General features: G+C 63.9%; 17 protein-coding genes. 7 read left to right on the top strand and 10 right to left on the bottom strand.

From position 1 onward, the window contains the following. Window positions 1-100: 100 nt before the first annotated feature. Window positions 101-1,021, top strand: coding sequence for a zinc-binding dehydrogenase (locus AC1DPX_RS21045; protein ID WP_477239291.1), 921 nt, complete (start codon window positions 101-103; stop codon window positions 1,019-1,021). A gap of 9 nt (window positions 1,022-1,030) precedes the next feature. Here the strand turns inward: AC1DPX_RS21045 and AC1DPX_RS21050 are convergent, their stop codons facing one another. From AC1DPX_RS21050 to AC1DPX_RS21090, 9 genes are all read right to left on the bottom strand, one after another. Next, entirely contained in the window at window positions 1,031-1,783 is a 753-nt protein-coding gene (locus tag AC1DPX_RS21050) for an SDR family NAD(P)-dependent oxidoreductase (RefSeq protein ID WP_202357850.1), read from the bottom strand. Between the two features lie 90 nt (window positions 1,784-1,873). Next, window positions 1,874-4,144: a transglycosylase domain-containing protein gene (locus AC1DPX_RS21055; RefSeq protein WP_477239293.1), complete on the bottom strand. Its 2,271-nt coding sequence runs from the start codon at window positions 4,142-4,144 to the stop codon at window positions 1,874-1,876. 307 nt (window positions 4,145-4,451) lie between these two features. Next, entirely contained in the window at window positions 4,452-4,832 is a 381-nt protein-coding gene (locus AC1DPX_RS21060) for a hypothetical protein (RefSeq protein WP_477239295.1), read from the bottom strand. Between the two features lie 113 nt (window positions 4,833-4,945). After that, window positions 4,946-6,082, bottom strand: coding sequence for a hypothetical protein (locus tag AC1DPX_RS21065; protein ID WP_477239297.1), 1,137 nt, complete (start codon window positions 6,080-6,082; stop codon window positions 4,946-4,948). 93 nt (window positions 6,083-6,175) lie between these two features. Then, window positions 6,176-6,322, bottom strand: coding sequence for a hypothetical protein (locus tag AC1DPX_RS21070; protein ID WP_082525739.1), 147 nt, complete (start codon window positions 6,320-6,322; stop codon window positions 6,176-6,178). Between the two features lie 25 nt (window positions 6,323-6,347). After that, window positions 6,348-6,602, bottom strand: coding sequence for a GlsB/YeaQ/YmgE family stress response membrane protein (locus AC1DPX_RS21075; protein WP_095199549.1), 255 nt, complete (start codon window positions 6,600-6,602; stop codon window positions 6,348-6,350). 109 nt (window positions 6,603-6,711) lie between these two features. After that, window positions 6,712-6,915 (bottom strand): hypothetical protein, encoded by a 204-nt coding sequence (locus tag AC1DPX_RS21080; protein ID WP_477239299.1) that lies wholly within the window; start codon window positions 6,913-6,915, stop codon window positions 6,712-6,714. A 79-nt stretch (window positions 6,916-6,994) separates the two neighbouring features. Beyond that, window positions 6,995-7,615 carry a ribonuclease D gene (locus tag AC1DPX_RS21085; RefSeq protein WP_202357846.1) on the bottom strand — a complete coding sequence of 207 codons (621 nt, stop codon included), beginning with the start codon at window positions 7,613-7,615 and terminating at the stop codon, window positions 6,995-6,997. Window positions 7,616-7,693: 78 nt separating this feature from the next. Beyond that, on the bottom strand, window positions 7,694-9,079 hold the full coding sequence (locus tag AC1DPX_RS21090) for a M20/M25/M40 family metallo-hydrolase (protein WP_477239301.1): 1,386 nt from the start codon (window positions 9,077-9,079) through the stop codon (window positions 7,694-7,696). A 420-nt stretch (window positions 9,080-9,499) separates the two neighbouring features. Here AC1DPX_RS21090 and polA point away from each other — a divergent pair, with 420 nt between their 5' ends. Then, window positions 9,500-12,445 (top strand): DNA polymerase I, encoded by a 2,946-nt coding sequence (gene polA, locus AC1DPX_RS21095; protein ID WP_477239303.1) that lies wholly within the window; start codon window positions 9,500-9,502, stop codon window positions 12,443-12,445. Window positions 12,446-12,624: 179 nt separating this feature from the next. Here the strand turns inward: polA and AC1DPX_RS21100 are convergent, their stop codons facing one another. Continuing rightward, complete coding sequence (locus tag AC1DPX_RS21100) at window positions 12,625-13,029, bottom strand: Fur family transcriptional regulator (protein WP_202357844.1); 405 nt, start codon at window positions 13,027-13,029, stop codon at window positions 12,625-12,627. Between the two features lie 245 nt (window positions 13,030-13,274). Between AC1DPX_RS21100 and AC1DPX_RS21105 the strand changes: the two genes are divergently transcribed. The 5 genes from AC1DPX_RS21105 to amrB all read left to right on the top strand — a co-directional run bounded on the left by AC1DPX_RS21105 (window position 13,275) and on the right by amrB (window position 21,397). Beyond that, window positions 13,275-15,476, top strand: a complete 2,202-nt coding sequence (locus tag AC1DPX_RS21105; RefSeq protein WP_477239305.1) for a caspase family protein — start codon at window positions 13,275-13,277, stop codon at window positions 15,474-15,476. Window positions 15,477-15,595: 119 nt separating this feature from the next. Beyond that, complete coding sequence (locus tag AC1DPX_RS21110; RefSeq protein WP_202357842.1) at window positions 15,596-15,976, top strand: hypothetical protein; 381 nt, start codon at window positions 15,596-15,598, stop codon at window positions 15,974-15,976. After that, a complete protein-coding gene (locus AC1DPX_RS21115) occupies window positions 15,973-16,680 on the top strand; it encodes a DUF4760 domain-containing protein (protein WP_477239307.1) in 708 nt (235 codons plus the stop codon). The genes AC1DPX_RS21110 and AC1DPX_RS21115 overlap by 4 nt, the downstream gene beginning before the upstream one ends. A 56-nt stretch (window positions 16,681-16,736) precedes the next feature. Continuing rightward, window positions 16,737-19,715 carry a caspase family protein gene (locus AC1DPX_RS21120; RefSeq protein ID WP_477239309.1) on the top strand — a complete coding sequence of 993 codons (2,979 nt, stop codon included), beginning with the start codon at window positions 16,737-16,739 and terminating at the stop codon, window positions 19,713-19,715. Further along, complete coding sequence (gene amrB, locus AC1DPX_RS21125) at window positions 19,712-21,397, top strand: AmmeMemoRadiSam system protein B (protein ID WP_477239311.1); 1,686 nt, start codon at window positions 19,712-19,714, stop codon at window positions 21,395-21,397. The genes AC1DPX_RS21120 and amrB overlap by 4 nt, the downstream gene beginning before the upstream one ends. Window positions 21,398-21,416 lie beyond the last annotated feature (19 nt).

Genomic DNA, 21,416 nt, shown 5'->3' on the forward strand with positions numbered 1-21,416 from the left:
GATGACTACTTTTAACGATCAATTGATTTCATATCTAGATTATTCGATCGCGTAGATCGATAGGCTCGGGTCGTTCTCGCCAATTGGCAAAGGTGTACCCATGCTCGCCCTCACCATCTCTTCCGACAATGCCGCCAGGTTGAAACTCACCGAGGTGGACGAGCCACAGCCTGGCGCGCACGAAGCGCTGGTCGCCGTCCGCGCGACCTCGTTGAACCGCGGCGAACTCCGCCTGCTCACCATACGCCCGGATGGCTGGATACCTGGCCAGGACGTCGTCGGGATTGTCGAACGAGCGGCAGCCGACGGCTCCGGACCGGCCGTGGGCACAAGGGTCGCGGCGCTGGTCGACGAGACCGGCTGGGCCGAACGTGTCGCCGTCCCGACCGACCGTCTCGCCGTCCTGCCGGATGAGGTCGGTTTCGTCTCGGCGGCCACGCTCCCCGTGGCCGGTACGACGGCGCTGAGGACCTTGCGCCATGGCGGTGACCTCACCGGCCTAAAGGTGCTGATCACCGGCGCGAGCGGCGCGGTCGGCCGTTTCCAGATCCAGATCGCCCGCGAGCAAGGCGCCTCGGTCACCGCGGTTGCCGGCGCCCGGCATGCCGAGGACCTTCGCGGGCTGGGAGCCGAGCAGGTCGTCGACGCGATCGATCTGGCCGAGGGGCCGTTTTCGCTGATCACCGAATCGGTCGGCGGCGAAAGTCTCGCCCACGCGATCGAACGCGTCGCGCCCGGCGGCACCATCGTCATGTTCGGCTCCAGCAGTGGCGAGCTCACGCCGGTCGGCTTCCGCCAGTTTGTTCCGGGCCATGAGGGGGCGAGGCTTCAGACCTTCGCCTACTACACGTCCGGTTCAGGCATTGGCGCCGATATCGCCGCGCTGCTCGCGCTCGTCGCGGCCGGCCGGCTGGAAACCCGTGTCGCCTTGACGGCGCCGTGGACTGACATCGCCCAAGCCGTGGACGCCCTGCGGCAGCGCAGCTTCAGCGGCAAGGCCGTTCTCACCATCGCCGGATAAGCAACCGGTTCAGACGTGCTGGCCGCCATTGATGTGGATTTCCGAGCCGGTCACATAGGAGGCCTGCTGCGAGCACAGGAAGAAGATGATGTCGGCGACTTCCGCCGTGGTGCCGAGGCGCCTGAGCGGGATCGTCTCGACGATCTTTTCCGTGCCCGGCGACAGGATCGCCGTGTCGATCTCGCCGGGCGCAATGGCGTTCACGCGGATGCCGTGCGGCCCGAAATCATGCGCCATCTCGCGCGTCAGCGAGCCGAGAGCCGCCTTCGACGTCGCATAGGCGGTGCCGGCGAAGGGATGGACGCGGGTGCCGGCGATCGAGGTGACGTTGACGATCGAGCCCTTGGCCGCGGCTAACTCTTTGAACAACCCCCGCGCGAGCATGATCGGCGCGAAGAAATTGACCTGGAACACGTCGCGCCAGACATGCATCGGCGTGTCGATCGAGTTCATGCGGCTGTTGCCGTCCTTGAGCTTGGGCGAAATGCCGGCATTGTTGACCAGCGCGTTGAGCTGGCCTCCATGCGCTTCCAGCCGGTGACGGATTTCCGAGACGGCGATGCCGACATCTTCCTGGTCGGCGAGGTCGACCTTGATATGATCTTCCGGACCGGCCGGCCACGGGCAATCCTCGGCAAAGGCCTGGCGCGAACAGGTGATGACGCGCCAGCCCTCGCGCGAAAAGCGCTTGACCGTGGCATGACCGATGCCGCGGCTGGCGCCGGTCAGCACGATGGTTTTTCTGGTGTCGAGTTCAGCCATGTCGCGGTCTCCGGCCGGAGGTGTAGCCGAACACCGTGGCGCTGGCGAGAGGCGGATTGACGCCGCTGCGAACCGCCAGGGCTACCGCCCTCAGCCGCCGCCCAGAATATCCAGGATCGAGGTCTGTTTCTTCTTCTTCAGCGGACCGCCAACATCGCCCGGCGGCACCGGATGGCCGACCGAAGCAGTGGTGCCGTCATCCGCCGGCATGTTGAAGCCATCGGCATCGACGGTCTGGGAAGGCCGCGCCACGCGGGCCGGCGCGGGCGCCTGGGTTGCCTGCGCGGACGGCGCCTGCTGGCCGACTGACACCGACGGAACCGGCGCCGGCTGGTTGTTGTCGACCGAGGGTATGTCGTCGGGCACGATCGTATCGGCCGGTGTCGACTTCCAGGTGCCAGGCAGCGGCCGCACCGGCACGCCCTCGTGGGCGGCGACCATGAATTCGTGCCAGGCCTGCGCCGGCAGCGCTCCGCCGGTGACCTTCTTCATCGCCGTGCCGTCATCATTGCCGAACCACACGCCGGTGGTGAGATTGGCGGTGTAGCCGACGAACCAGGCATCGCGCGAATTCTGGCTGGTGCCGGTCTTGCCGGCCGACGGCCAGGCGAAGGCCGCCTTCTTGGCTGTGCCAACCTCCACGGTGCCGGTCATCATCGAGTTCATCATGCCGACGATCTCGGGTTTCACCACGCGTGGCGCGCTGCCCCCACTGCTGTCGTAGAGCACCTTGCCCTCGGCGGTCGTGATGCGGCGGATGAAGTGGATGTCGGGCTTGTAGCCGCCATTGGCGAACGGCACATAGGCCGAGGTCAGCTCCAGCGGCGTCACTTCCGAGGTGCCGAGCGCGATCGAGGTGTTGGCCTGCAGTTCGGACAGGATGCCCATGCGGTGCGCCGCCTCCACCACCGCGTTCGGCCCGACCTCCATGGTCAGCTGCGCGGCGACCGAGTTCAGCGATTTGGCCAGCGCCGTCGCCAGCGTCACCTTGCCAAAATACTTGCCGCCGTAATTGTCCGGCGTCCAGTTGCCGATCTTGATCGGCGCGTCGTTGCGAATGCTGTCGGGCGTGCGGCCGGCTTCCAGTGCCGCCATGTAGACGAACGGCTTGAACGCCGAGCCGGGCTGGCGGCGCGCCTCAGAGGCGCGGTCGAACTGGCTGGTGGAATAGTCGTAGCCGCCGACCATGGCGCGCACCGCGCCGGAATCGTCGATCGACACCAGCGCGCCCTGGGTGACGTTGAGCTTCTTGCCGCTTTCGTCGATCAGCCGGCGGATCGACTGTTCGGCAAGCTTCTGCAGGTTCAGGTCGACGGTCGAGTCGATCACGATGTCGCCGCGCACGTCGCCGATCAGGTCGGGCAGTTCTTCCATGATGGTGTCGGCAACGTAGTTTTCCGAGCCGGTCCAGTAGGACGGCGCGCGCGTCGCCGGAGCGCTGAGAGCAGTCTTCAGCTCCTTGTCGCTGATCTTGCCCTCCTCGCGCATGGCCGCGAGCACGAGCTGCGAACGCTCCTCCGCGGCCTTGGGATCGCGCGCCGGCGACAGCCGCGATGGGGCTTTCAGCAAGCCCGCAAGCAGCGCTGCTTCCGAGAGCGTTACGTCGCGCGCGCTCTTGCCGAAATAACGCCGCGAAGCCGCCTCGACGCCAAAGGCGCCGGAGCCGAAATAGACCCGGTTGAGGTACATTTCGAGGATCTGGTCCTTGGTGTGCTTGTGCTCCAGCCACAGCGCCAGCAGCACCTCCTGCACCTTGCGCTCCAGCGTGCGGTCGGGCTTCAGGAACAGATTCTTGGCCAATTGCTGCGTCAGCGTCGAACCGCCCTGCGAAAAATGCCCGCCCAGAAGGTTGGTCACCATGGCGCGCGACAGGCCGATCGGATCGACGCCGAAATGCGAATAGAACCTGCGGTCCTCGATGGCGATGACAGCTTCGGGAATGTAGGGCGACATTTCGTGCAGGCCGACAGCTTCGCCGCCGCTCATGCCGCGATTGGCGAGCAACTGGCCATCGGCCGAAACGATCTTGATGTTGGGGGCGCGGTCGGGGATCGACCAGGTCGTGGCCGCCGGCATCTTGGCGCCGTAATAGATGACGACGCCCGCAACCGCGATGCCGCCCCAGATGGCGAGCACGAAGCACCAGTAGAACAGTCGGCCGAGCACGCCGAACAGTCCGCGCCGGCTCCTGCCACGCCCGCCGCGCGACGATTTCGCCTTCGACGATTTGCGTTTGGCGGAGGCTTTGCGGTTGCTCGGCACGACGCGGTCCTCCTCGCTCACCGAAAGACCCGGCTGGGATCGCGCCTGTGGCGGTCCCTCGAAACTGGGCTCGATGCGGCTGTCTCTGCGGTTCGCCATGCCTGCGCTTGCTGTCCCCGGTGCCTATGGCGCTCCGGTTGCAGAGTAGATGCGGCGATTTAAGGGCGGGTTAAGTCGGAAAAATTCAAGGCGATTGATAATAAAATGCCTGGGTCCGGCAGTGATCACGCTGTTCGAGACCCTGAGGAAACAGTCCGGGGCGCCAGTCCCAAACCATTCTCTGCCGCGACCCAGCCAGTCGCGGACATGTTCCGCACTGGGGCGCGATCGCAAATGGCTGCAGCCTCGCGTTCGACCGCGCCCCAAAATCACCCGTTACCAGGTGAGACCACCCGGTGGACATGCGTCAGCTGATCGCGGCACGAACCGAGAGCGCAGCCCTGGACGATTGCATAAGCTCGCCGACATGGCAGTAGCAGACGATCTCATGCAGTTGGTGGTCGGTCAGCTCGAAGAAGCGCTTGGCTTCGCCATAGCTGTCGTCTTTCAGACCCTCGTCGTGCAAGATGGAGTCCGTGAAGGCAACCGCTATCGGCGAGCCATCGCTTCGCATGACGTCGCGCTCCGGCAGCGCACGGTATTCGGTCCCGGCAAGCGCGGTCAGGAGCCGGCTGGGCTCACGTTCAAGAAGCTCGGCCCAACGTATGAGACGCTGGGTTCGGCTCATTACCGGCTGGGTGTTGACCTCAGCCACTGCATGCAGCTGGTCCAGTGTTTGGTGTTTCATGACAACCTCCTAACAATAGGTTGGTTGACCCCAAACGCCGTGTGTCGACATCATAGCGCCGACGCGTCGATCCGTCATTCTAATTCCATGTCGGGGCAAGCGTGCTTCCGGCACTACGCTGATGCAACGGCCCCGTCTTGACGGCAATTTTCAAGTCCGCCGAGTATCGACGACAGCGCGAAAAAGGTCAGCGTCTGCTCTTCGCAGGTCACCGCCACGACGCTGTTCGACCGGTCTATGTCGAGGCCTTTCGGGCCGCCTTCCTCGGGGCTGGCCCTGCCGCGCAGGAAAGTGTCCTCGTCGAGCACCGTCACCGAGCGCGCGGGCATGCGATGCCCGTTCCAGTCACCGTCGCCGCCATAGACATGCACCAACCGACTGCCGGCGTCGGCGACGAGGATGTGCCGGTCATCGCCCGTAAAGCGCAGGCCATGCGGATAGCCGGCGTGCTGCAGGACGCCGGCAGGTTCGGTGTCGGGTCCAGGCGACGCCGACATCCGGTAGAGCTTTACGTCCCTGGTGCCGTGGCTGCTGACGGCGACCCATTGACCGTTGCCGCTGATTGCGATGCCGTCGGGGATATCGAGGCCATGTTTCAGAAGCGGCTGATTACTTGTGGCGCGATAGCCAAGCCACCGGTTGATCACGTGCCGGGTGACCAGATGCGTGTAGTTGTTGCAGACGAGCAGGCTGATCCCGCCGCGCGACTCGCGCCTGACGACAATGGAACCCGGCGAATTCAGTTTGCAGGGCCGCTTGCCCCGGATCCGGCGAATGGCCGATATCGCGCGGCTCTGGCCGACCGGTTCCTCGCGCGGCAGGCTGAAGATCGCAACCACCCCGTCGCGGTTGGCGATCGCCAGGGTGCGGTCATCGATGAAATCCAGACCATGGATCTCGCCCATGTCGTCCGATGTCAGCTCCATGTGATCATGGATCGTGACGTCCGGACCATCAGGTCCGGCCGTGATGTAGACGCGCAGGACCAGCAAGCGCTTGCGCGCATAGCCGGCAATTGCCAGCAATCGGTTGTCCGGTGAAAAGCGTAAATCTTCCGTGCGTCCGATCGCCGAAAGCGCCGCCCGCACCGCTGCGCTGGCCTTGAAGTTGATCCCCGCGATCATCCGTCCTCCGCTCAGGAGATCGAACGGCGGAGAGAATCGAGAATCGTCTTGATGCCCCGGCCCATTGACGATTGTTGCCCCTGTTTGATGCTGGGGACTAAGCCTGACCGTGCCCTCGACGGTCAAGATAATACGGAATTCCCCTCCACAGGCCGGGGACCCTCACTAATGTCTTGTCACATGCAGCCAGCCGGCGCCCCGCCGCCGGTCGACGGCAGGCTAGTTCTGCTGGATCGAAATGCCCTTGTCGTCGATCTTGAGCTCGACGCCTTTCGGCTTGGTCTGTTCGCGATAGACATAGATGCCGAGCGCAATGACCACGACGACGAGCGCGCCAATGAGGAGATAGAGTGTGTTCTGCTTCATGGCGCGCTCTTTCGGTTGCCGAGCCTCACGCTCGCTTCAGGACCTTCACCAGCACCAGAAGGATGATGGCGCCGATCGTGGCGTGGATGATGGAGGCGAGAATGCCGCCGCCGATGGAAAAGCCGATCCGCGGCAAGAGCCAGCCGGCAATAAACGCACCGACGATGCCGACGATGATGTTGCCGATCAGGCCGAAGCCGAAACCGGAAACGATGAGACCGGCAAGCCAGCCGGCGATGGCACCGATGATGATGAAGACGAGCAGGCTTTCGACGCCCATGGCGATTTCCTCCGAGCAAAGAGGGCGAGCGCGGAGCGGAAGGCTCCGAATCGGCCCCGATATCAACGGCTTCAAGCTATTCGAAAGCTGCTGGCCCCGCCAGCGGTGCTCACTGATCGTCGTCGTTGCTGGCGGTGGGTCGCCAGCTGGTCGGCTCGACCTTCTTTTGCGTGTGGCTGTCGGTGTAGACCCACCAGCCGCCATCGCGATATTGCCCGATGGATTCGTTGACGACGCCGTCGCAGTCCTTCCACATGACGGTGACTTTGGAGCCGTCGGTCGGCGCGGTTGCGATCGGCTTTCTGTCGGCCATGTCATCCCCCCTTTTCCAGCCCACAGAACGCGACGGCTGGCATCTGGTTCCCGACCGGCACGGATTGTCGCGAAGGCGGTCAGCTGTGCGCGAAGATATCCTCTTCGCCCCAGCCCATCAGGTCAAGCTTGGCCCGCGTCGGCAGGAAGCGGAAACAGGCATCGGCCTCCTTGGTCCGCCCCTCGCGCGCCAGCCGTCCGGCCAGCACATCGCGCAGCCGGTGCAGATAGAGCACGTCGGAGGCGGCGTATTCGAGCTGCTCGGGCGACAGCGTTTCGGCCGCCCAGTCCGACGATTGCTGCGCCTTGGACAGGCCGACGCCGAGAAGCTCGAAGCAGATGTCCTTCAGCCCGTGCCGGTCGGTATAGGTGCGGGTCAGCCGCGAGGCGATCTTGGTGCAGAACACCGGCTCGGGCATCACCCCGAACGCGTTGTAAAGCACGGCAAGGTCAAACCGGCCGAAATGGAACAGCTTCGTCACGCTGCGGTTCCTCAGCAGGCTGACGAGGTTCGGCGCCTTCTTCTGGCCGGGTGCGATCTGGATGACGTCAGCGCTGCCGTCGCCGGGCGATATCTGCACCACGCACAACCGGTCGCGATGCGGGTTCAGACCCAGCGTCTCGGTGTCGATGGCCACAGCCTCGACATTGTAGTGCGAAAGGTCGGGCAAATCATGCTTGTGGAAACGGATGTCGGCCATGGTCTTCTCCGGTCGCGGCGTTCCCCGTCCTCGCCGCGATCCGGTGAAAAATCAACAGGAAAACGTCTTTTCCGCCGCTCAGCGTGTCAGTGCATCGAGAATACGCGCCCAGGAGCGCTGGCCCTTGTGGAAGGAGGACAGCTCATACTTCTCATTGGGCGAGTGGATGCGGTCGTCGTCGAGGCCGAAGCCGACCAGCAGCGATTCCATGCCGAGATAGGTCTGGAAGTCGCCGACCACGGGGATCGAGCCGCCGCTGCCGGTGGTCACCGCGGGCTTCGGCCATTCGTCCGACAGCGCGGTCTTGGCCTTGGCCAGGAACGGCGAGTCGTAGGAGAGCTGGATTGCCGGCGAGCCGCCATGCGGATGGAATTCGACCGAACAGTCGGCCGGAATGCGCTCCTTCACGAATTGCTGGAAGGCCGCGCGGATCTTGGCTGGATCCTGCTTGTGGACAAGGCGGAACGACACCTTGGCCGACGCTTCCGCGGCGATCACCGTCTTGAACCCCTTGCCGGTATAGCCGCCGATGATGCCGTTGAACTCGGCGGTCGGCCGCGCCCAGGTCAGTTCCAGCACCGAGCGGCCCTTTTCGCCGGACGGGATGGACAGGCCGACAGGCCCGAGGAAGGTCTCGGCCGTTTCGCCAAGCGTCTCCCAGGATTTCAGCACCTGCGTCGGCGTTTCCTCGACGCCGTCGTAGAAGCCCGGGATGGTGATGTGGCCATCCTTGTCATGGATGTCGGCCAGCACCTTGGCCAGGATGCGGATCGGGTTGGCGGCCGCGCCGCCATAGATGCCCGAATGCAGGTCGCGTTCGGCGGCCTTGACCGTGATCTCCTCGCCGACCATCCCGCGCAGCGAAACGCAGATCGAGGGCGTGTTGCGGTCCCACATGCCGGTATCGCAGACCAGCGCGAAATCGGCCTTGAGTTCGTCGGCATTGGCCTTCAGGAACGGTATCAGCGACGACGAGCCCGACTCCTCCTCGCCTTCGAACAGGATGGTGACGCGGCACGGCAGATTGCCATGCACCTGTTTCCAGGCGCGGCAAGCCTCGACGAAGGTCATCAACTGGCCCTTGTCGTCGGCCGAACCGCGCCCTGTGATCACCTTGTGGTCGGGTCCGACCTCTTTGATGGCAGGCGCGAACGGATCGTTCTCCCACAATTCGATCGGGTCGACCGGCTGCACGTCGTAATGGCCGTAGAACAGCACATGCGGCGCGCCTGCCGGCGCCTCATGATGCGCCACCACCATCGGGTGTCCCGGCGTGTCGCGCACGCTGGCGTCGAAGCCGATCAGCTTGAGCTCCGCCACCAGCCATTCCGCCGCCTTGCGGCAGTCGGGGGCATAGGCCGGATCGGTGGAGATCGACTTGATCCTGAGCAGGCCGAACAGGCGTTCGAGACTCTGGTCGAGATTCTGGTCGAGACGGTCGAGGACGGGGGAAACTGCGGACATCTTTGGAGCCTTTCGATTCAGTGCCGGAACCGTAAAGGCTGAGCGGCGAAACGAAAAGCCCGGGACGATTGGACCACGGCGCCGATCTGCTGCCGCAGGCCAAAAAAAGACCGCCGTGGTGGAGGGGGAACCACGGCGGCCTTATACTCGAAACGATGCGGCAGCCCGGAGAGGGGGGATAGGCTGCCGCAGTTGTCCGGGATAGGCGGGGGACGGGCCTTGCTCCGGACTTCGGCGAAAACTGCCGATGACGTGTATTTGGGTCTCTGAACGTGGCGATTCAAGGGCATCAACGTTACACTTTTGTAACGTGCCCGTGAGCGGGCCTGTAAGCCCGATCTGTCAGGGTGTTGACGGAACCGATGGCTGGCGATGTCTTTGGCATGGACCAAGCCATCGTGCCGCGCTATCCCTGCCGGCATGAAAAAAGGCGATCATCTCTTCCTCATCGACGGCTCCGGCTACATCTTCCGGGCCTACCACGCATTGCCGCCGCTGACCCGCAAGTCCGACGGCCTGCCTGTCGGTGCCGTTTCCGGATTCTGCAACATGCTGTGGAAGCTGATGCAGGATGCCCGCAACACCGATGTAGGCATTGTGCCGACGCATTTCGCGGTCATTTTCGACTATTCCTCGAAAACCTTCCGCAACGACCTCTACCCCGAATACAAGGCCAACCGTTCGGCACCGCCGGAAGATCTGATCCCGCAATTCGGCCTGATCCGCCAGGCGACAAAGGCCTTCAACCTGCCTTGCATCGAGATCGAAGGTTATGAAGCCGACGACCTCATCGCCACTTATGCCAGGCTGGCCTGCGAGGCCGGCGGCGACACCACCATCATCTCCTCCGACAAGGACTTGATGCAACTGGTCGGCGATACGGTCGGCATGTACGACCCGATGAAGGACCGTCAGATCGGCATCCCCGAAGTCATCGAGAAATGGGGCGTGCCGCCGGAAAAGATGGTCGATCTGCAGGCGCTGACCGGCGACTCGGTCGACAATGTACCCGGCGTGCCCGGCATCGGGCCGAAGACGGCGGCGCAGTTGCTGGAGCAATTCGGCGACCTTGACGGACTGCTGGCCCGCGCCGGCGAGATCAAGCAGGACAAGAGGCGCGAATCGATCATCGCCAACACCGACAAGGCGCTGATCTCGCGCCAATTGGTGACGCTGAAGAACGACGTGCCGGTGACCGAGGGGCTGGACGATTTCGTCCTGCATGCGCCGGACGGGCCGAAGCTTATCGGCTTCCTCAAGACCATGGAATTCACCTCGCTGACCCGCCGCGTGGCGGAAGCGACCAGCACCGACGCCGGCGACGTCCAGGCCGTCGCGGTGACCGTCGAGCGCGCTGACTACGCCCACGGCCCCGATGTCGGCGCCGGAGCGCCGCCCCGCAGCGGTGCCGAGTCGGGCCAGGCCAACGAAGCGGCGACGACGGACACCGCCAGGCAAGGCGACACCCCTTCCCTGCTCTCAGCCTTGCGGCTGGAGCGCGCGGCCACCGGCAAGATCGACACATCAGCCTATGCCTGCATTCGCGATATCGCGACCTTGAAAGCCTGGGTCGCCGAGGCGCGGGAGGCCGGAATCACCGCCTTCGACGTCAGGGCGACATCGGGCGATCCGATGCAGGCCGAACTGATCGGCATGGCGATCGCCACGGCGCCCGGCCGCGCCGCCTATATTCCCTTTGCCCACAAGAGCGGCAATGGTGACCTGCTCGGCGGCGGCACGCTCGAAAACCAGATACCTCTGCGCGAGGCGCTGGCGGAGCTCAAACCGCTGCTCGAGGACAAATCGGTCCTCAAGGTCGCGCAGAACCTGAAATATGATCTCGTCATCATGAGCCGCTACGGCATCGATGTCGCGCCGTTCGACGACACCATGCTGATCTCCTACGTGCTCGATGCCGGCACCCCGCATGGTCACGGCATGGACGCGCTGGCCGAGAAATGGCTTGGCCACACCCCGCTCGTGCTCAAGGATGTGACCGGCTCCGGCAAGAGCGCCGTCGGTTTCGACCAGGTCGACATCGACAGGGCGACGGCGCACGCCGCCGAGGACGCCGATGTGACGCTGCGGCTATGGCTGGTGCTGAAACCACGGCTTGCCGCCAAGGGGCTGGTCTCGGTCTATGAGCGGCTGGAACGACCACTGGTGCCGGTGCTGGCGCGCATGGAACAGCGCGGCATTTCCGTCGACCGGCAGATCCTGTCCAGGCTCTCGGGCGAACTGGCGCAGGGCGCTGCCCGGCTGGAAGAGGAAATCTACCAGCTCATCGGCGAGCGCATCAACATCGGCTCGCCCAAGCAGCTCGGCGACATACTGTTCGGCCGCATGGGCCTTCCCGGCGGCTCGAAAACCAAGACCGGACAGTGGTCGACCTCGGCGCAGTTGCTGGAAGACCTCGCCGCCGAAGGCCACGAATTGCCGCGCAAGATCGTCGACTGGCGCCAGCTGACCAAGCTGAAATCGACCTACACGGATGCGCTGCCGGGCTTCATCCACCCGGACACCAAACGCGTCCACACCTCCTATGCGCTCGCCGCGACGACGACAGGCCGGCTGTCGTCCTCCGACCCGAACCTGCAGAACATTCCGGTGCGCACCGCCGAAGGCCGCAAGATCAGGACCGCCTTCATCGCCGACAAGGGCAACCGGCTGGTCTCGGCCGACTACAGCCAGATCGAACTGCGCGTGCTTGCCCATGTCGCCGAAATCCCGCAATTGCGGCAGGCTTTTGCCGACGGCGCCGACATCCACGCCATCACCGCGTCGGAAATGTTCAACGTGCCCGTCGAGGGCATGCCTTCCGAGATCCGCCGGCGCGCCAAGGCGATCAATTTCGGCATCATCTACGGCATCTCCGCCTTCGGCCTCGCCAACCAGCTGTCGATCCCGCGCGAGGAAGCCAGCAACTACATCAAGAAATATTTCGAGCGCTTCCCCGGCATCCGCGATTACATCGAAGAGACCAAGGCATATGCCCGCGAGCACGGCTTCGTCGAAACCATCTTCGGCCGCCGCATCCACTACCCGGACATCCGCTCCTCGAACCCGTCGCTGCGCGCGTTCAACGAGCGCGCCTCGATCAACGCCCGCCTGCAAGGCACCGCAGCCGACATCATCCGCCGCGCCATGGTGCGCATGGAGGAAGCGCTGGACAAGGCGAAACTGTCGGCGCGCATGCTGCTGCAGGTGCATGACGAACTGATTTTTGAGACGGTGGAAGCTGAAGTCGAAGCGACGATCCCCGTCGTGCGCCACGTCATGGAAAACGCGGCGATGCCGGCCGTATCGATGTCGGTGCCGCTGCATGTCGACGCGCGAGCGGCGAACAACTGGGACGAGGCGCATTAGCGCCAAGGCTTCGTCATCCTCGGGCTTGACCCGAGGATCCATGCCGGGACCTCACAAGAAGATCGCGGCGGAGGTTGAGTTCTGCATCGCTGCAACACGTCCGTGTCACGGAATGGATACTAGGGTCTGCGCGCGTCGCTTCGCTCCTTAGCTTCGCCCTAGTATGACGAAGCGAAGGCTTAAGCCGCCTCGGCCCTGCACTTCGCACACACACCGCGAAACTCGATCACCGCCTTCTTGGCGGCGAAGCCGGTGGAATTGACCCATTCGTTCAGCCGGTGGTCGACGTCGTGGTCAGACATTTCGGTCACCTGTCCGCACGTGTCGCAGATGGCGAAAGCGGTCATCGAATGACTGTGGTCATGCGGTTCGGCGCAGGCGACGAAGGAATTGATGCTTTCCAGCCGGTGCACGAAGCCGGACTTCACCAGCGTGTCGAGCGCGCGATAGACCTGCAGCGGCGCACGAAAACCGCGTTCGCGCAGCTGGTCGAGCAAGGTGTAGGCGCTGAGCGGTCCGCTGGCGGTCTCGAGTTTCTCGAGCACGCACAGCTGGTTTTTCGTCAGCACATCCCTTGCCGCCATTTTCCGGTTCCAACTTGTCCTGCGCCATCTCCAGCCTGTTTGCCCGCGCAAACCGCCTGATCCCATTCAGATAGCGACGAACCGTCGTCTTTGCTACTCTTCTGTTGTTGTCCCGGGCCGATCGATAACGTGCCGGCGCATTTAAGGACGGCAGGCTTGATGATGCAGCAACATTCAAAATACTGACAAAATCCTCGACGAGGGTGGTTTCGCTTGGGAAATTCGATCGGGCTTGGGGAAGCAATATGATCAAATTGACACGCCGGACGCTGCTTGTCGGCACGTCCGCGCTGATGGCGGCCGGTACGCTCTCGTTCCGGGCACTGGCGGCATCGCGCACCTATCACGCGCTGCTGGTGGCCTGCACTGAATATCCTGCCCTGCCGCAAAGGAACTGGCTGATCGGGCCGAAGAACGATGCCGGCCTGGTGCACGAGTATCTTTTGAAGAATGTGCCTGACCCGGTGCGCTTCGCGCCCGAAAACGTCACGCTGCTCGCCAAGGACGTGCCCGGCGCCCAGGGCCTGCCGACCCATGCGGCGATCAAGGCGGCACTCGCCGACCTTGCCGCCAAGGTCCAGCGCGACGATTTCGTCTACCTGCATCTGTCCGGCCACGGCGCCCAGCAGCCCGAAAGGGTCAAGGGCGACGAGACCGACGGGCTCGACGAGATTTTTCTGCCCGTCGACATCGAGAAATGGATCAATCGCGACGCAGGCGTGCCGAACGCGCTGGTCGACAATGAGATCGGCGATGCGCTGGACGCCATCCGCAACAAGGGCGCTTTCGTCTGGGCTGTCTTCGACTGCTGCCATTCCGGCACCGCGACCCGCGCCGTCGAGGTCGATGACGAGTTGGAGCGCAAGGTCGAATTCTCCGATCTGGTGGGCGGCGACGAGGCCGCCAGGGCGGCAGCCGTCAAGACCTATGAGGATACGGTCGCAAGCGCCTCGCGCGGCCTCGACGAGAATGGCGCGCGCAAGCCCGCCTTCAACCTGACGCCGACCGGCGGCGAGCCGATCACCAAGGGCAAGCTGGTCGCCTTCTATGCCGCCCAGACGGTGGAAACGACGCCGGAAATGCCGCTGCCCAAGGGCACGGCGGATGCGCCACGCTTTGGCCTGTTCACCTTCACCATCCTGTCGAAACTCGCCGAAAACCCCAACGTCACCTATCGCCAGCTCGGCCAGGCGGTGCTGCAGCAATATTCGGCCGACAGCCGCACCCGGCCGACGCCGCTATTCGAGGGCGAACTCGACGCGCGCGTCTTCGGCACCGACAAGACCGACGCAGTCATGCAGTGGCCCATCATCGTCAAGGACGGCGAGGCGACGATCGGCGCCGGCCTGCTGCATCGTCTCACGCCGGGCAGCAAGCTCGCCATCCTGCCCTCGGCGCTGTCGTCACTGACCGACGCCGTCGGCTATCTCGAGGTACAATCGGCCAAGAACCTGGAAAGCCGCGTCAAACCGGTCGAGTTCGAGAAGAAGCCGGCACTCAAGCTCACCGACATTCCCGCCAACGCCTATGCGCGGGTGGCGGAGATCGCCGTCGACTACAAGCTCGCTGTCGCGCGGCCGGCCCCGGCCAAGGGACTGGAGAAGGAAACCGAGCTGGTCAATTCGGTTCTCGACGAACTGGCCACGGCCAAGGAAACCGGGTTCAACATCGAGCTGGTCGATCCTGGCAAGAGCGCAGAGCTGCGCTTCGCGGTGATGCGCGAGAATGCCATCGCCGGCGCGGCCAAGGACGCGTCCGACAAGCCGGCACTGTGGTTCCTGCCGGCATCGGGCGACGTGACGCTGAAGGACGGCAGCAAGCCGCCACTGATCATCATCCATCCCGACGATCGCAAGATGCTGGTCGACGCCACGACCAGGAATTTGCGCACCATCTTCCGCGCCACCGGCCTGTCGCGGCTGGCAGCGGCCTCGGACTACAAGCCCGAGGATGTCGACGTGCAGTTCCAGATCAAGCGCCGCGACAAGGATGGGCTTGAGCCGCTGCAGGCTTCCGCGGTGCCGCGCGTCTCGCCGGGTGACGAGGTGCATGTGCTGGCCAGGAACAGCTCCGACCAGTTGGTCGACATCAACGTGCTCTATGTCGGCAGCGACTATTCGATCACCCATATCGTTGCCGAACGCCTCGCCCCAAAAGCCACGCTGGAGGAAGGGCTGCTCGCCTTCACCGACACCAGCTTTGGCATGGAGCGGATGATCGCGGTGCTGACCGAGGCACCGGCGGAAAGCGAGAAGGAAGATTTGAGCTTCCTGGCGCAGGACGGCGTCGCGTCGATGACGCGCGGGCTTGGCCCCACCAGCTTCTCCGATATGCTCGCCGATATCGGCATGGCGCCGCCGACCCGTTCGGTGATGCGGCTTGCCGACAAGAGCGGCCCGAAGGGGGCGGTGATGATCTTCCCGATGGAGACGGTGCCGCGCGCCTGAGCTCCCGCACCAGGGTCGTACGGCCTGGTATATCCGGCTCTTGCGCGATTGGCGCGATATGAGAACATCCCGGCCGCAGCCAAAAGGCTTAGCGGCTGACGAAGCAGATAGGATCGATTGTGAAGAAGTCTTTTTTCTCCTGGCGCGCAACGGTTGCCGGACTTGCCGGCGGCCTGTTGCTGATCGCCAATGCGTCGGCGCAGGACACATGCGGCCTTTGCGCCAAGCAGGTGGTCCTCAATTCGGAACTGGCAACGTGCTTCCTCGATCAGTACGACCAGTTCGCCAAGACCAGCAGCGACGCGGTGGTGGTTGATCTCTCAAGCTGCGCCTCGCGCGGCGTGGTTGAAGCCTTGCCCTCACCCAACAAAGCGCCGGCGGAGCCGGATATGCAGTTCATAGTTTCGCGCCCGCAGCTGGCATGCCTGAAAAAGCAGCTTGAAGCGCCCGGCGTGGTGCTTGATCCCTCCGCCACCATCGAGCTGGACAGCTGCAAATGAAGAAGCCGGGGGGCACGACAAAGCATATACCGGTGGCCGCGCCCGCAAAGGCACCGGCGGCGAAGGAGAGGCTGCCGGAAACCACCGAAGGTTTCCCCTGGCCGAGCAGCCACGAGATCAAAAAGGAAAGCAATCCCTTCACCGATCGCGACTGGCGCATGCTGATCTATGCCTGGTCGGGCTTGCTGGTGCGTTTCGCCATCATCTTCACCCTGGCATTCTCGGTCTACCAGTTCCTGGCCAACCAGGAGCAGAAGCGCGTCGAACAGACCATGTCCCTGGTCGAGCTCTGGGAAACCAAAGACTACCAGCAGGCACAACGGGCGCTCAAGGATCGTCTTGCAGCCCTCAACGCCAAATACGACAAGCTGCTCAGCGCCAGCCCTTCGCCGACCGAGGAGCAGGTGTTCCGCCAGCGGATCGGCATCGAGGCGATGAGCGCTTCGGGCGGCGACATGCCGCTCGCCGACTTCAGCGAGAATTTCGACCGCATCGTCTATTTCCTCAACCGCCTGTCCTTCTGCGTCGACGGCGGCCTGTGCTCGCGCAAGGTGAGCGATGCCTATTTCCACGACTACGCCGTCTCCTTCTGGAGCTATTTTGCCGGCTATGTCGACAAGCAGCGCAAGGCGGGCTCACCCACCTTTGCCACGGCGATCGAGGCCTATGTGCGCAACGGGCAACCGGCGGCCGAAGTCAAATAGCTATGGAAGAGGCTGGGATCAGCATCCGCCTCATGCGCGCCTGCCGGTGGCTGGCCATGGCTGGAGCCTTGATCACGGCCTCTGCCGCCCGCGCTGACGATGTCCCGGATTTCCATCTCGACCTCGATACATCAGGCCATACCGCGCGGATTGCCGACCTCGCCTTTACACCCGGTGGCGAGGACCTCGTCTCGGCATCCGATGACAAGACCATCCGCATCTGGGACTGGCAGAGCGGCGTGACGCTGCGCACCATTCGCGGCTATCTCGGCAATGGCAACGACGGCAAGATCTTCGCGGTCGCGGTTTCGCCGGACGGCAAGACCATCGCCGCCGGCGGCTATTTCGGCGCCGGGCTCGGCGACAAGCCGCCCTATGGCGACATCAGGCTGTTCGACTTCGCCACCGGCAAGATCAAGGCCGTGCTCAAGGCCGCCGACTACGCGATCTATGACATCGCTTTCTCGCCTGATGGCAAGATGATGGCTGCCGGCGGCGGTGACGGCGTCGTCTATTTGTGGAAGCAGGACGACAAGGCCACGTCAGGCTGGACGCTGGACAAGAAGCTCGACGCCGATTCCTGGCACATCGACAAGCTGGCCTTTGCCGCGGGAGGAACCCGGCTGGCGGCGACGACGACCGATAACGGCATCCGGCTGTGGGATGTCGCCAAGGGCGAGGAAATCGCCTTGCCCGATGAGGCCGAGCCTTTGCGGGACGTCAGCGTGCTCGCGCTGGCCATCTCGCAGGACGGCAGCCTGTTCGCCACCGGCAGCAAGGACGGGCAGGTCCAGCTCTGGCGCGCCGCCGACGGCACGCTGGCGCGCGCCATGCCGAAGCAGGCTTTTCTCATCGGCTCGCTGAGCTTCGCCAAGGGTGAGCGTCTGGTCGCATCCTGCGGCTATCGCTGCGCCGACAAGCACCGCTCCATCGTCTGGAACACCGACAGCGGCGAGAAACTGCTCGACTACGCCGGCCATGACGGCACCGTCTATGCCAGCGCCGCCAATGCCGACGGCTCGCTTGTGGCGACCGCCGGAGGCACCCGCAACGCCATCCAGGTCTGGGACCCGGCAACCGGCGAACGCAAGGCCTTGCTGCAAGGGGTTGGAGAGCCGGTGACCGCTGTCGGCGTCGATCCGGCAAACGGCATCATCGCCTGGGGCAATGCCAACCCCTGCCCGGAGCGCGTGGCTTGCCCGGAACAGCTGGGCGCGCTGGACAAGAAGCTGGAACTGCCCACCACCGAGCGGTTCTTCGACGACCCGCAGCCCCTGACCGAGCCCGACTCGTTTGCACGCGCAGCACTTGCCGACGGTGAATGGTCGCTGCACGCCAAAACGGGCGGCAAGGACGCGCTGGAAAACGCGGTGCTGGAGATCGCCAATGGCGGCAAGGTGGTGCGCTCGATCGAGAACGACGCCACCAACGGCTTTGCCCATTCCGCTTTCACGCTGATCGACAACGGGCTTGGGCTGATCACCGGCGGCAATGACGGCACGCTGCTGGAATACAAGGCGGCGACCGCCAGGGTCTCCGGCGAATTCATCGGCCATACCGGCGAAATCAACGCAATGGTCGCCTCGCAGAAGGCCGGTCTGCTGGTCACCGGCAGCGCCGACCAGACGTTGAGGTTGTGGAACCTGAAGACGCACGAGCTGATCGTGTCGATGTTCTTTGCCGGCTCGCAATGGATCGCCTGGATGCCGCAGGGCTATTATTACTCCTCCGACGAGGGCGACAAGCTGATCGGCTGGCACGTCAACCAGGGCCGCGACCATGAAGGCCGTTTCATCCGCGCCGGCCAGTTGAAGAAATACCTCTGGAGCCCGGAAATGGTGCGCCGCGCCATCATCCTGCGCAGCGCCAAGCAGGCGGTCCAAGAGATGCGGCCGGGCGTCGACAACGAGTTGCAGAAGCTTCTGCAGCGCAAGCCGCCGGAATTCGGCATCCGCCTTGCCGACGACCAGAGCAAGGTCCGCGACGGTTATGTCGCCGTCGAGATCACAGGCGCCGAGGAAGCCGGAACCGATGTCGCCGGCTTCTCGATCCTGTCGAACAGCCGCAATGTCGGCGACATCGCCACGCGCTCGGCCGATGGCGACAAGACAACAGTGGAAGTGCCGGTGGAGGACGGCCAGAACACCATCCGCATCACCGGCACCAACGAATATGGCTATCTGACAGAGCGCAGCGTGACCGCGCTGGCGAGGAAGACCGAAAAGGCCGAGGCCAAGGGCAAGCTCTATGTCGCGGTCATCGGCGTCGACAAATATCCGTTCCTGACCGATGCCTGTTCGGGCCACACCTGCGACCTGCGCTACCCCGTCGACGATGCCACCGAATTCCTGAACGTCATTGCGCAGAAATCATCGCCGCTGTTCTCGTCGATGGAGACGCTGGTGCTGGTCAACCGCGAGGCGCTCGACGAAAGCCCCGACAAGGCCCAGCAGACCTACACGGTCGCCAGCGCCGACACCGTCATGGAACCGGATTCGCACACGATCGACGATCAGCTCGCCGATTTCCTCGACAAGCCTGGCGAGCACGACACCACCATCGTCTTCGTCGCCGGCCATGGCATCAACATCGACGAGGATTACTATTTCATCCCGACCGATGGCCGCAAACAGGATGCCGATCGCTGGAAGCGCTCCTCACTTGTCGACTGGGGTGACATCCAGAAATCGGTCGAACGGGCCAAGGGCATGCGCTTCATGCTGCTCGACACCTGCCACGCCGCCAACGCCTTCAACCCGCGCCTGGAAAAGGACGCGCAGGACGCGCGCATCGTCGTGTTTTCGGCGACCGCGGCCAACAACACCGCCGCCGAATTGCCGGAGCTCGGCCACGGCGTCTTCACCTATTCGATCCTCGAAGGCCTGCGCGGCAAGGCCAAAACCTCCGATGGCGGCGTGACGCTGTTCGGGCTCGCCGATTTCATTTCGCGCGAAGTGGTGCGGCTAACCGCGTCGAAGCAGAAGCCGTTCTACTATGTCGGCGGCGTGGAGAACATCGTGTTGGCCGAGCCGTGATAGCCCGCCTGCTGACGCTTATCATCGTCTCTCTGGTTCTCTGCGGCACGGCACAGCCCACCCCGATCGTCTGCCCACCCCACACCGAAAACTTCCCGCCCTTCTACGACGACGCCACCCTGTTCAAGGATGCCATCGCCAGCGTCGCCGATGTTCAGCCGTCCAACCAGCGGCTGACAGGCATCACCGTGCCGCATCATCTCTTGGCCGCCGATCTCGTGGCGTTGGGTTTTCATGCCGCGTCCGGCTTCCGCTACAAGCGCATCGTCATCCTGTCGCCGGACCATTTCCACAAGACACAAAAGCTCTACGCCACCACGCTGCGCGGCTTCGACACGGTGCTCGGCCCGGTGGCCACCGACAGCGATGCCGTACGGCTTCTCGAAGCGCATGGCGACATGGTCGAGGAATCCTGCCTGTTCGACAAGGAGCACGGTGTGCGTGCCATGCTGCCTTTCGTGCACCACTATTTCCCCGAGGCGAAGATCGTGCCGATCGCGATGTCGGTAAAGGCGAAGCGCGGCGACTGGGACAGGCTGGCAGAGGCGCTGAAACCGATTGTCGACCGGGACACGCTGGTCGTCGAATCCACCGACTTCTCGCACTATCTGCCCCAGCACGATTCCAGGCGCTTCGACCAGCAGACGCTGAACATGCTGGCAGCCGGCTCGCTCGACGGCATCGCCGCCTTGCGCCAGCCCGATCATGCCGATTCCGTCGGCGCGCTCTATATCCAGACCCGGCTGCAGCGCGAACTGTTCGGCGCCCAGCCCCTGGTGGTCGCCAACGAGAACTCGCAGGAACACACCTCGGATTATGTCGAGCGCACCACCAGCTATGTCGTGGCGCTGTTCGGCGCCTTCGGCCCAGGTTTCAACAACCCGGCGCGGCCAAAGGACAGGATCTACTATCTTGCCGGCGACGTGAATTTCGGTCGCGCCATGAAGACGGTCCTGGTTCGCGACGGCGTGGCCGACAAGATCRTCGACAGCATCCTGGCGCTGACCGGATCGCGGCCGCTCATCGTCAATCTCGAAGGTGTCATCCTGCCCAACGTGCCCGAAGCGATCGACGACATGACGCTGGCCATGCCGGAAGACCTCGCTGCCAGCATGCTGAAGCGGCTGCATGTCGCCGGCGTCAGCCTCGCCAACAACCACGCCTATGATCTCGGGCCGTCTGGCTATGCCGAGACGCTGCGCGCGCTGGACAAGGCCGGCATCCCGCATTTCGGCCAGGGCGAGACGCTGGCGCTGGACGACCTCGACCTTGTCGGCCTGACCGACATCGACACCAATGGCTCCAGGAACACCGATCTGTTGACCCCTGCCTTGCTCGACCGGCTGCTGCACGAGGATGCGCAGCGTCCGGCCGTCGCCTTCGTCCATTGGGGCCGCGAGTACAAGACCGAACCGTCGGCGCGCGAAGAGATGCTTGCCGATGAGATGCGATTGCGCGGCGCTTCAGCCATTGTCGGCGGCCATCCGCATGTGTCGAGCGAGGCGATCGTCCCGCTGGCCGGCGGCGATGTGGCGGAAGTCTACTCGCTCGGTAATTTCCTGTTCGACCAGAGCGCCGAGCGCTCGTCAGGATCGATGCTGGAATTGCGCGTCTTCGCCCAGGGCACGATCTTTATCAGGCTGATCCCTCTGCCCAACTATTTCGAGATGGGCCGGAAATAGGCCCTAATCTGAATATCGA

This window comes from Mesorhizobium sp. 01N446, assembly GCF_056399285.1.

What these genes read in the sequence shown, in the direction of transcription:
- AC1DPX_RS21100 (WP_202357844.1), bottom strand. Translation starts at nt 13,029, where the DNA reads ATGGCGGCAAGGGATGTGCTGACGAAAAACCAGCTGTGCGTGCTCGAG.
- AC1DPX_RS21115 (WP_477239307.1), top strand. Translation starts at nt 15,973, where the DNA reads ATGAAGAAGCCGGGGGGCACGACAAAGCATATACCGGTGGCCGCGCCC.
- AC1DPX_RS21050 (WP_202357850.1), bottom strand. Translation starts at nt 1,783, where the DNA reads ATGGCTGAACTCGACACCAGAAAAACCATCGTGCTGACCGGCGCCAGC.
- AC1DPX_RS21070 (WP_082525739.1), bottom strand. Translation starts at nt 6,322, where the DNA reads ATGAAGCAGAACACACTCTATCTCCTCATTGGCGCGCTCGTCGTCGTG.
- AC1DPX_RS21105 (WP_477239305.1), top strand. Translation starts at nt 13,275, where the DNA reads ATGATCAAATTGACACGCCGGACGCTGCTTGTCGGCACGTCCGCGCTG.
- polA (WP_477239303.1), top strand. Translation starts at nt 9,500, where the DNA reads ATGAAAAAAGGCGATCATCTCTTCCTCATCGACGGCTCCGGCTACATC.
- AC1DPX_RS21120 (WP_477239309.1), top strand. Translation starts at nt 16,737, where the DNA reads ATGGCTGGAGCCTTGATCACGGCCTCTGCCGCCCGCGCTGACGATGTC.
- AC1DPX_RS21060 (WP_477239295.1), bottom strand. Translation starts at nt 4,832, where the DNA reads ATGAAACACCAAACACTGGACCAGCTGCATGCAGTGGCTGAGGTCAAC.
- AC1DPX_RS21045 (WP_477239291.1), top strand. Translation starts at nt 101, where the DNA reads ATGCTCGCCCTCACCATCTCTTCCGACAATGCCGCCAGGTTGAAACTC.
- AC1DPX_RS21085 (WP_202357846.1), bottom strand. Translation starts at nt 7,615, where the DNA reads ATGGCCGACATCCGTTTCCACAAGCATGATTTGCCCGACCTTTCGCAC.
- AC1DPX_RS21075 (WP_095199549.1), bottom strand. Translation starts at nt 6,602, where the DNA reads ATGGGCGTCGAAAGCCTGCTCGTCTTCATCATCATCGGTGCCATCGCC.
- AC1DPX_RS21055 (WP_477239293.1), bottom strand. Translation starts at nt 4,144, where the DNA reads ATGGCGAACCGCAGAGACAGCCGCATCGAGCCCAGTTTCGAGGGACCG.
- AC1DPX_RS21080 (WP_477239299.1), bottom strand. Translation starts at nt 6,915, where the DNA reads ATGGCCGACAGAAAGCCGATCGCAACCGCGCCGACCGACGGCTCCAAA.
- AC1DPX_RS21090 (WP_477239301.1), bottom strand. Translation starts at nt 9,079, where the DNA reads ATGTCCGCAGTTTCCCCCGTCCTCGACCGTCTCGACCAGAATCTCGAC.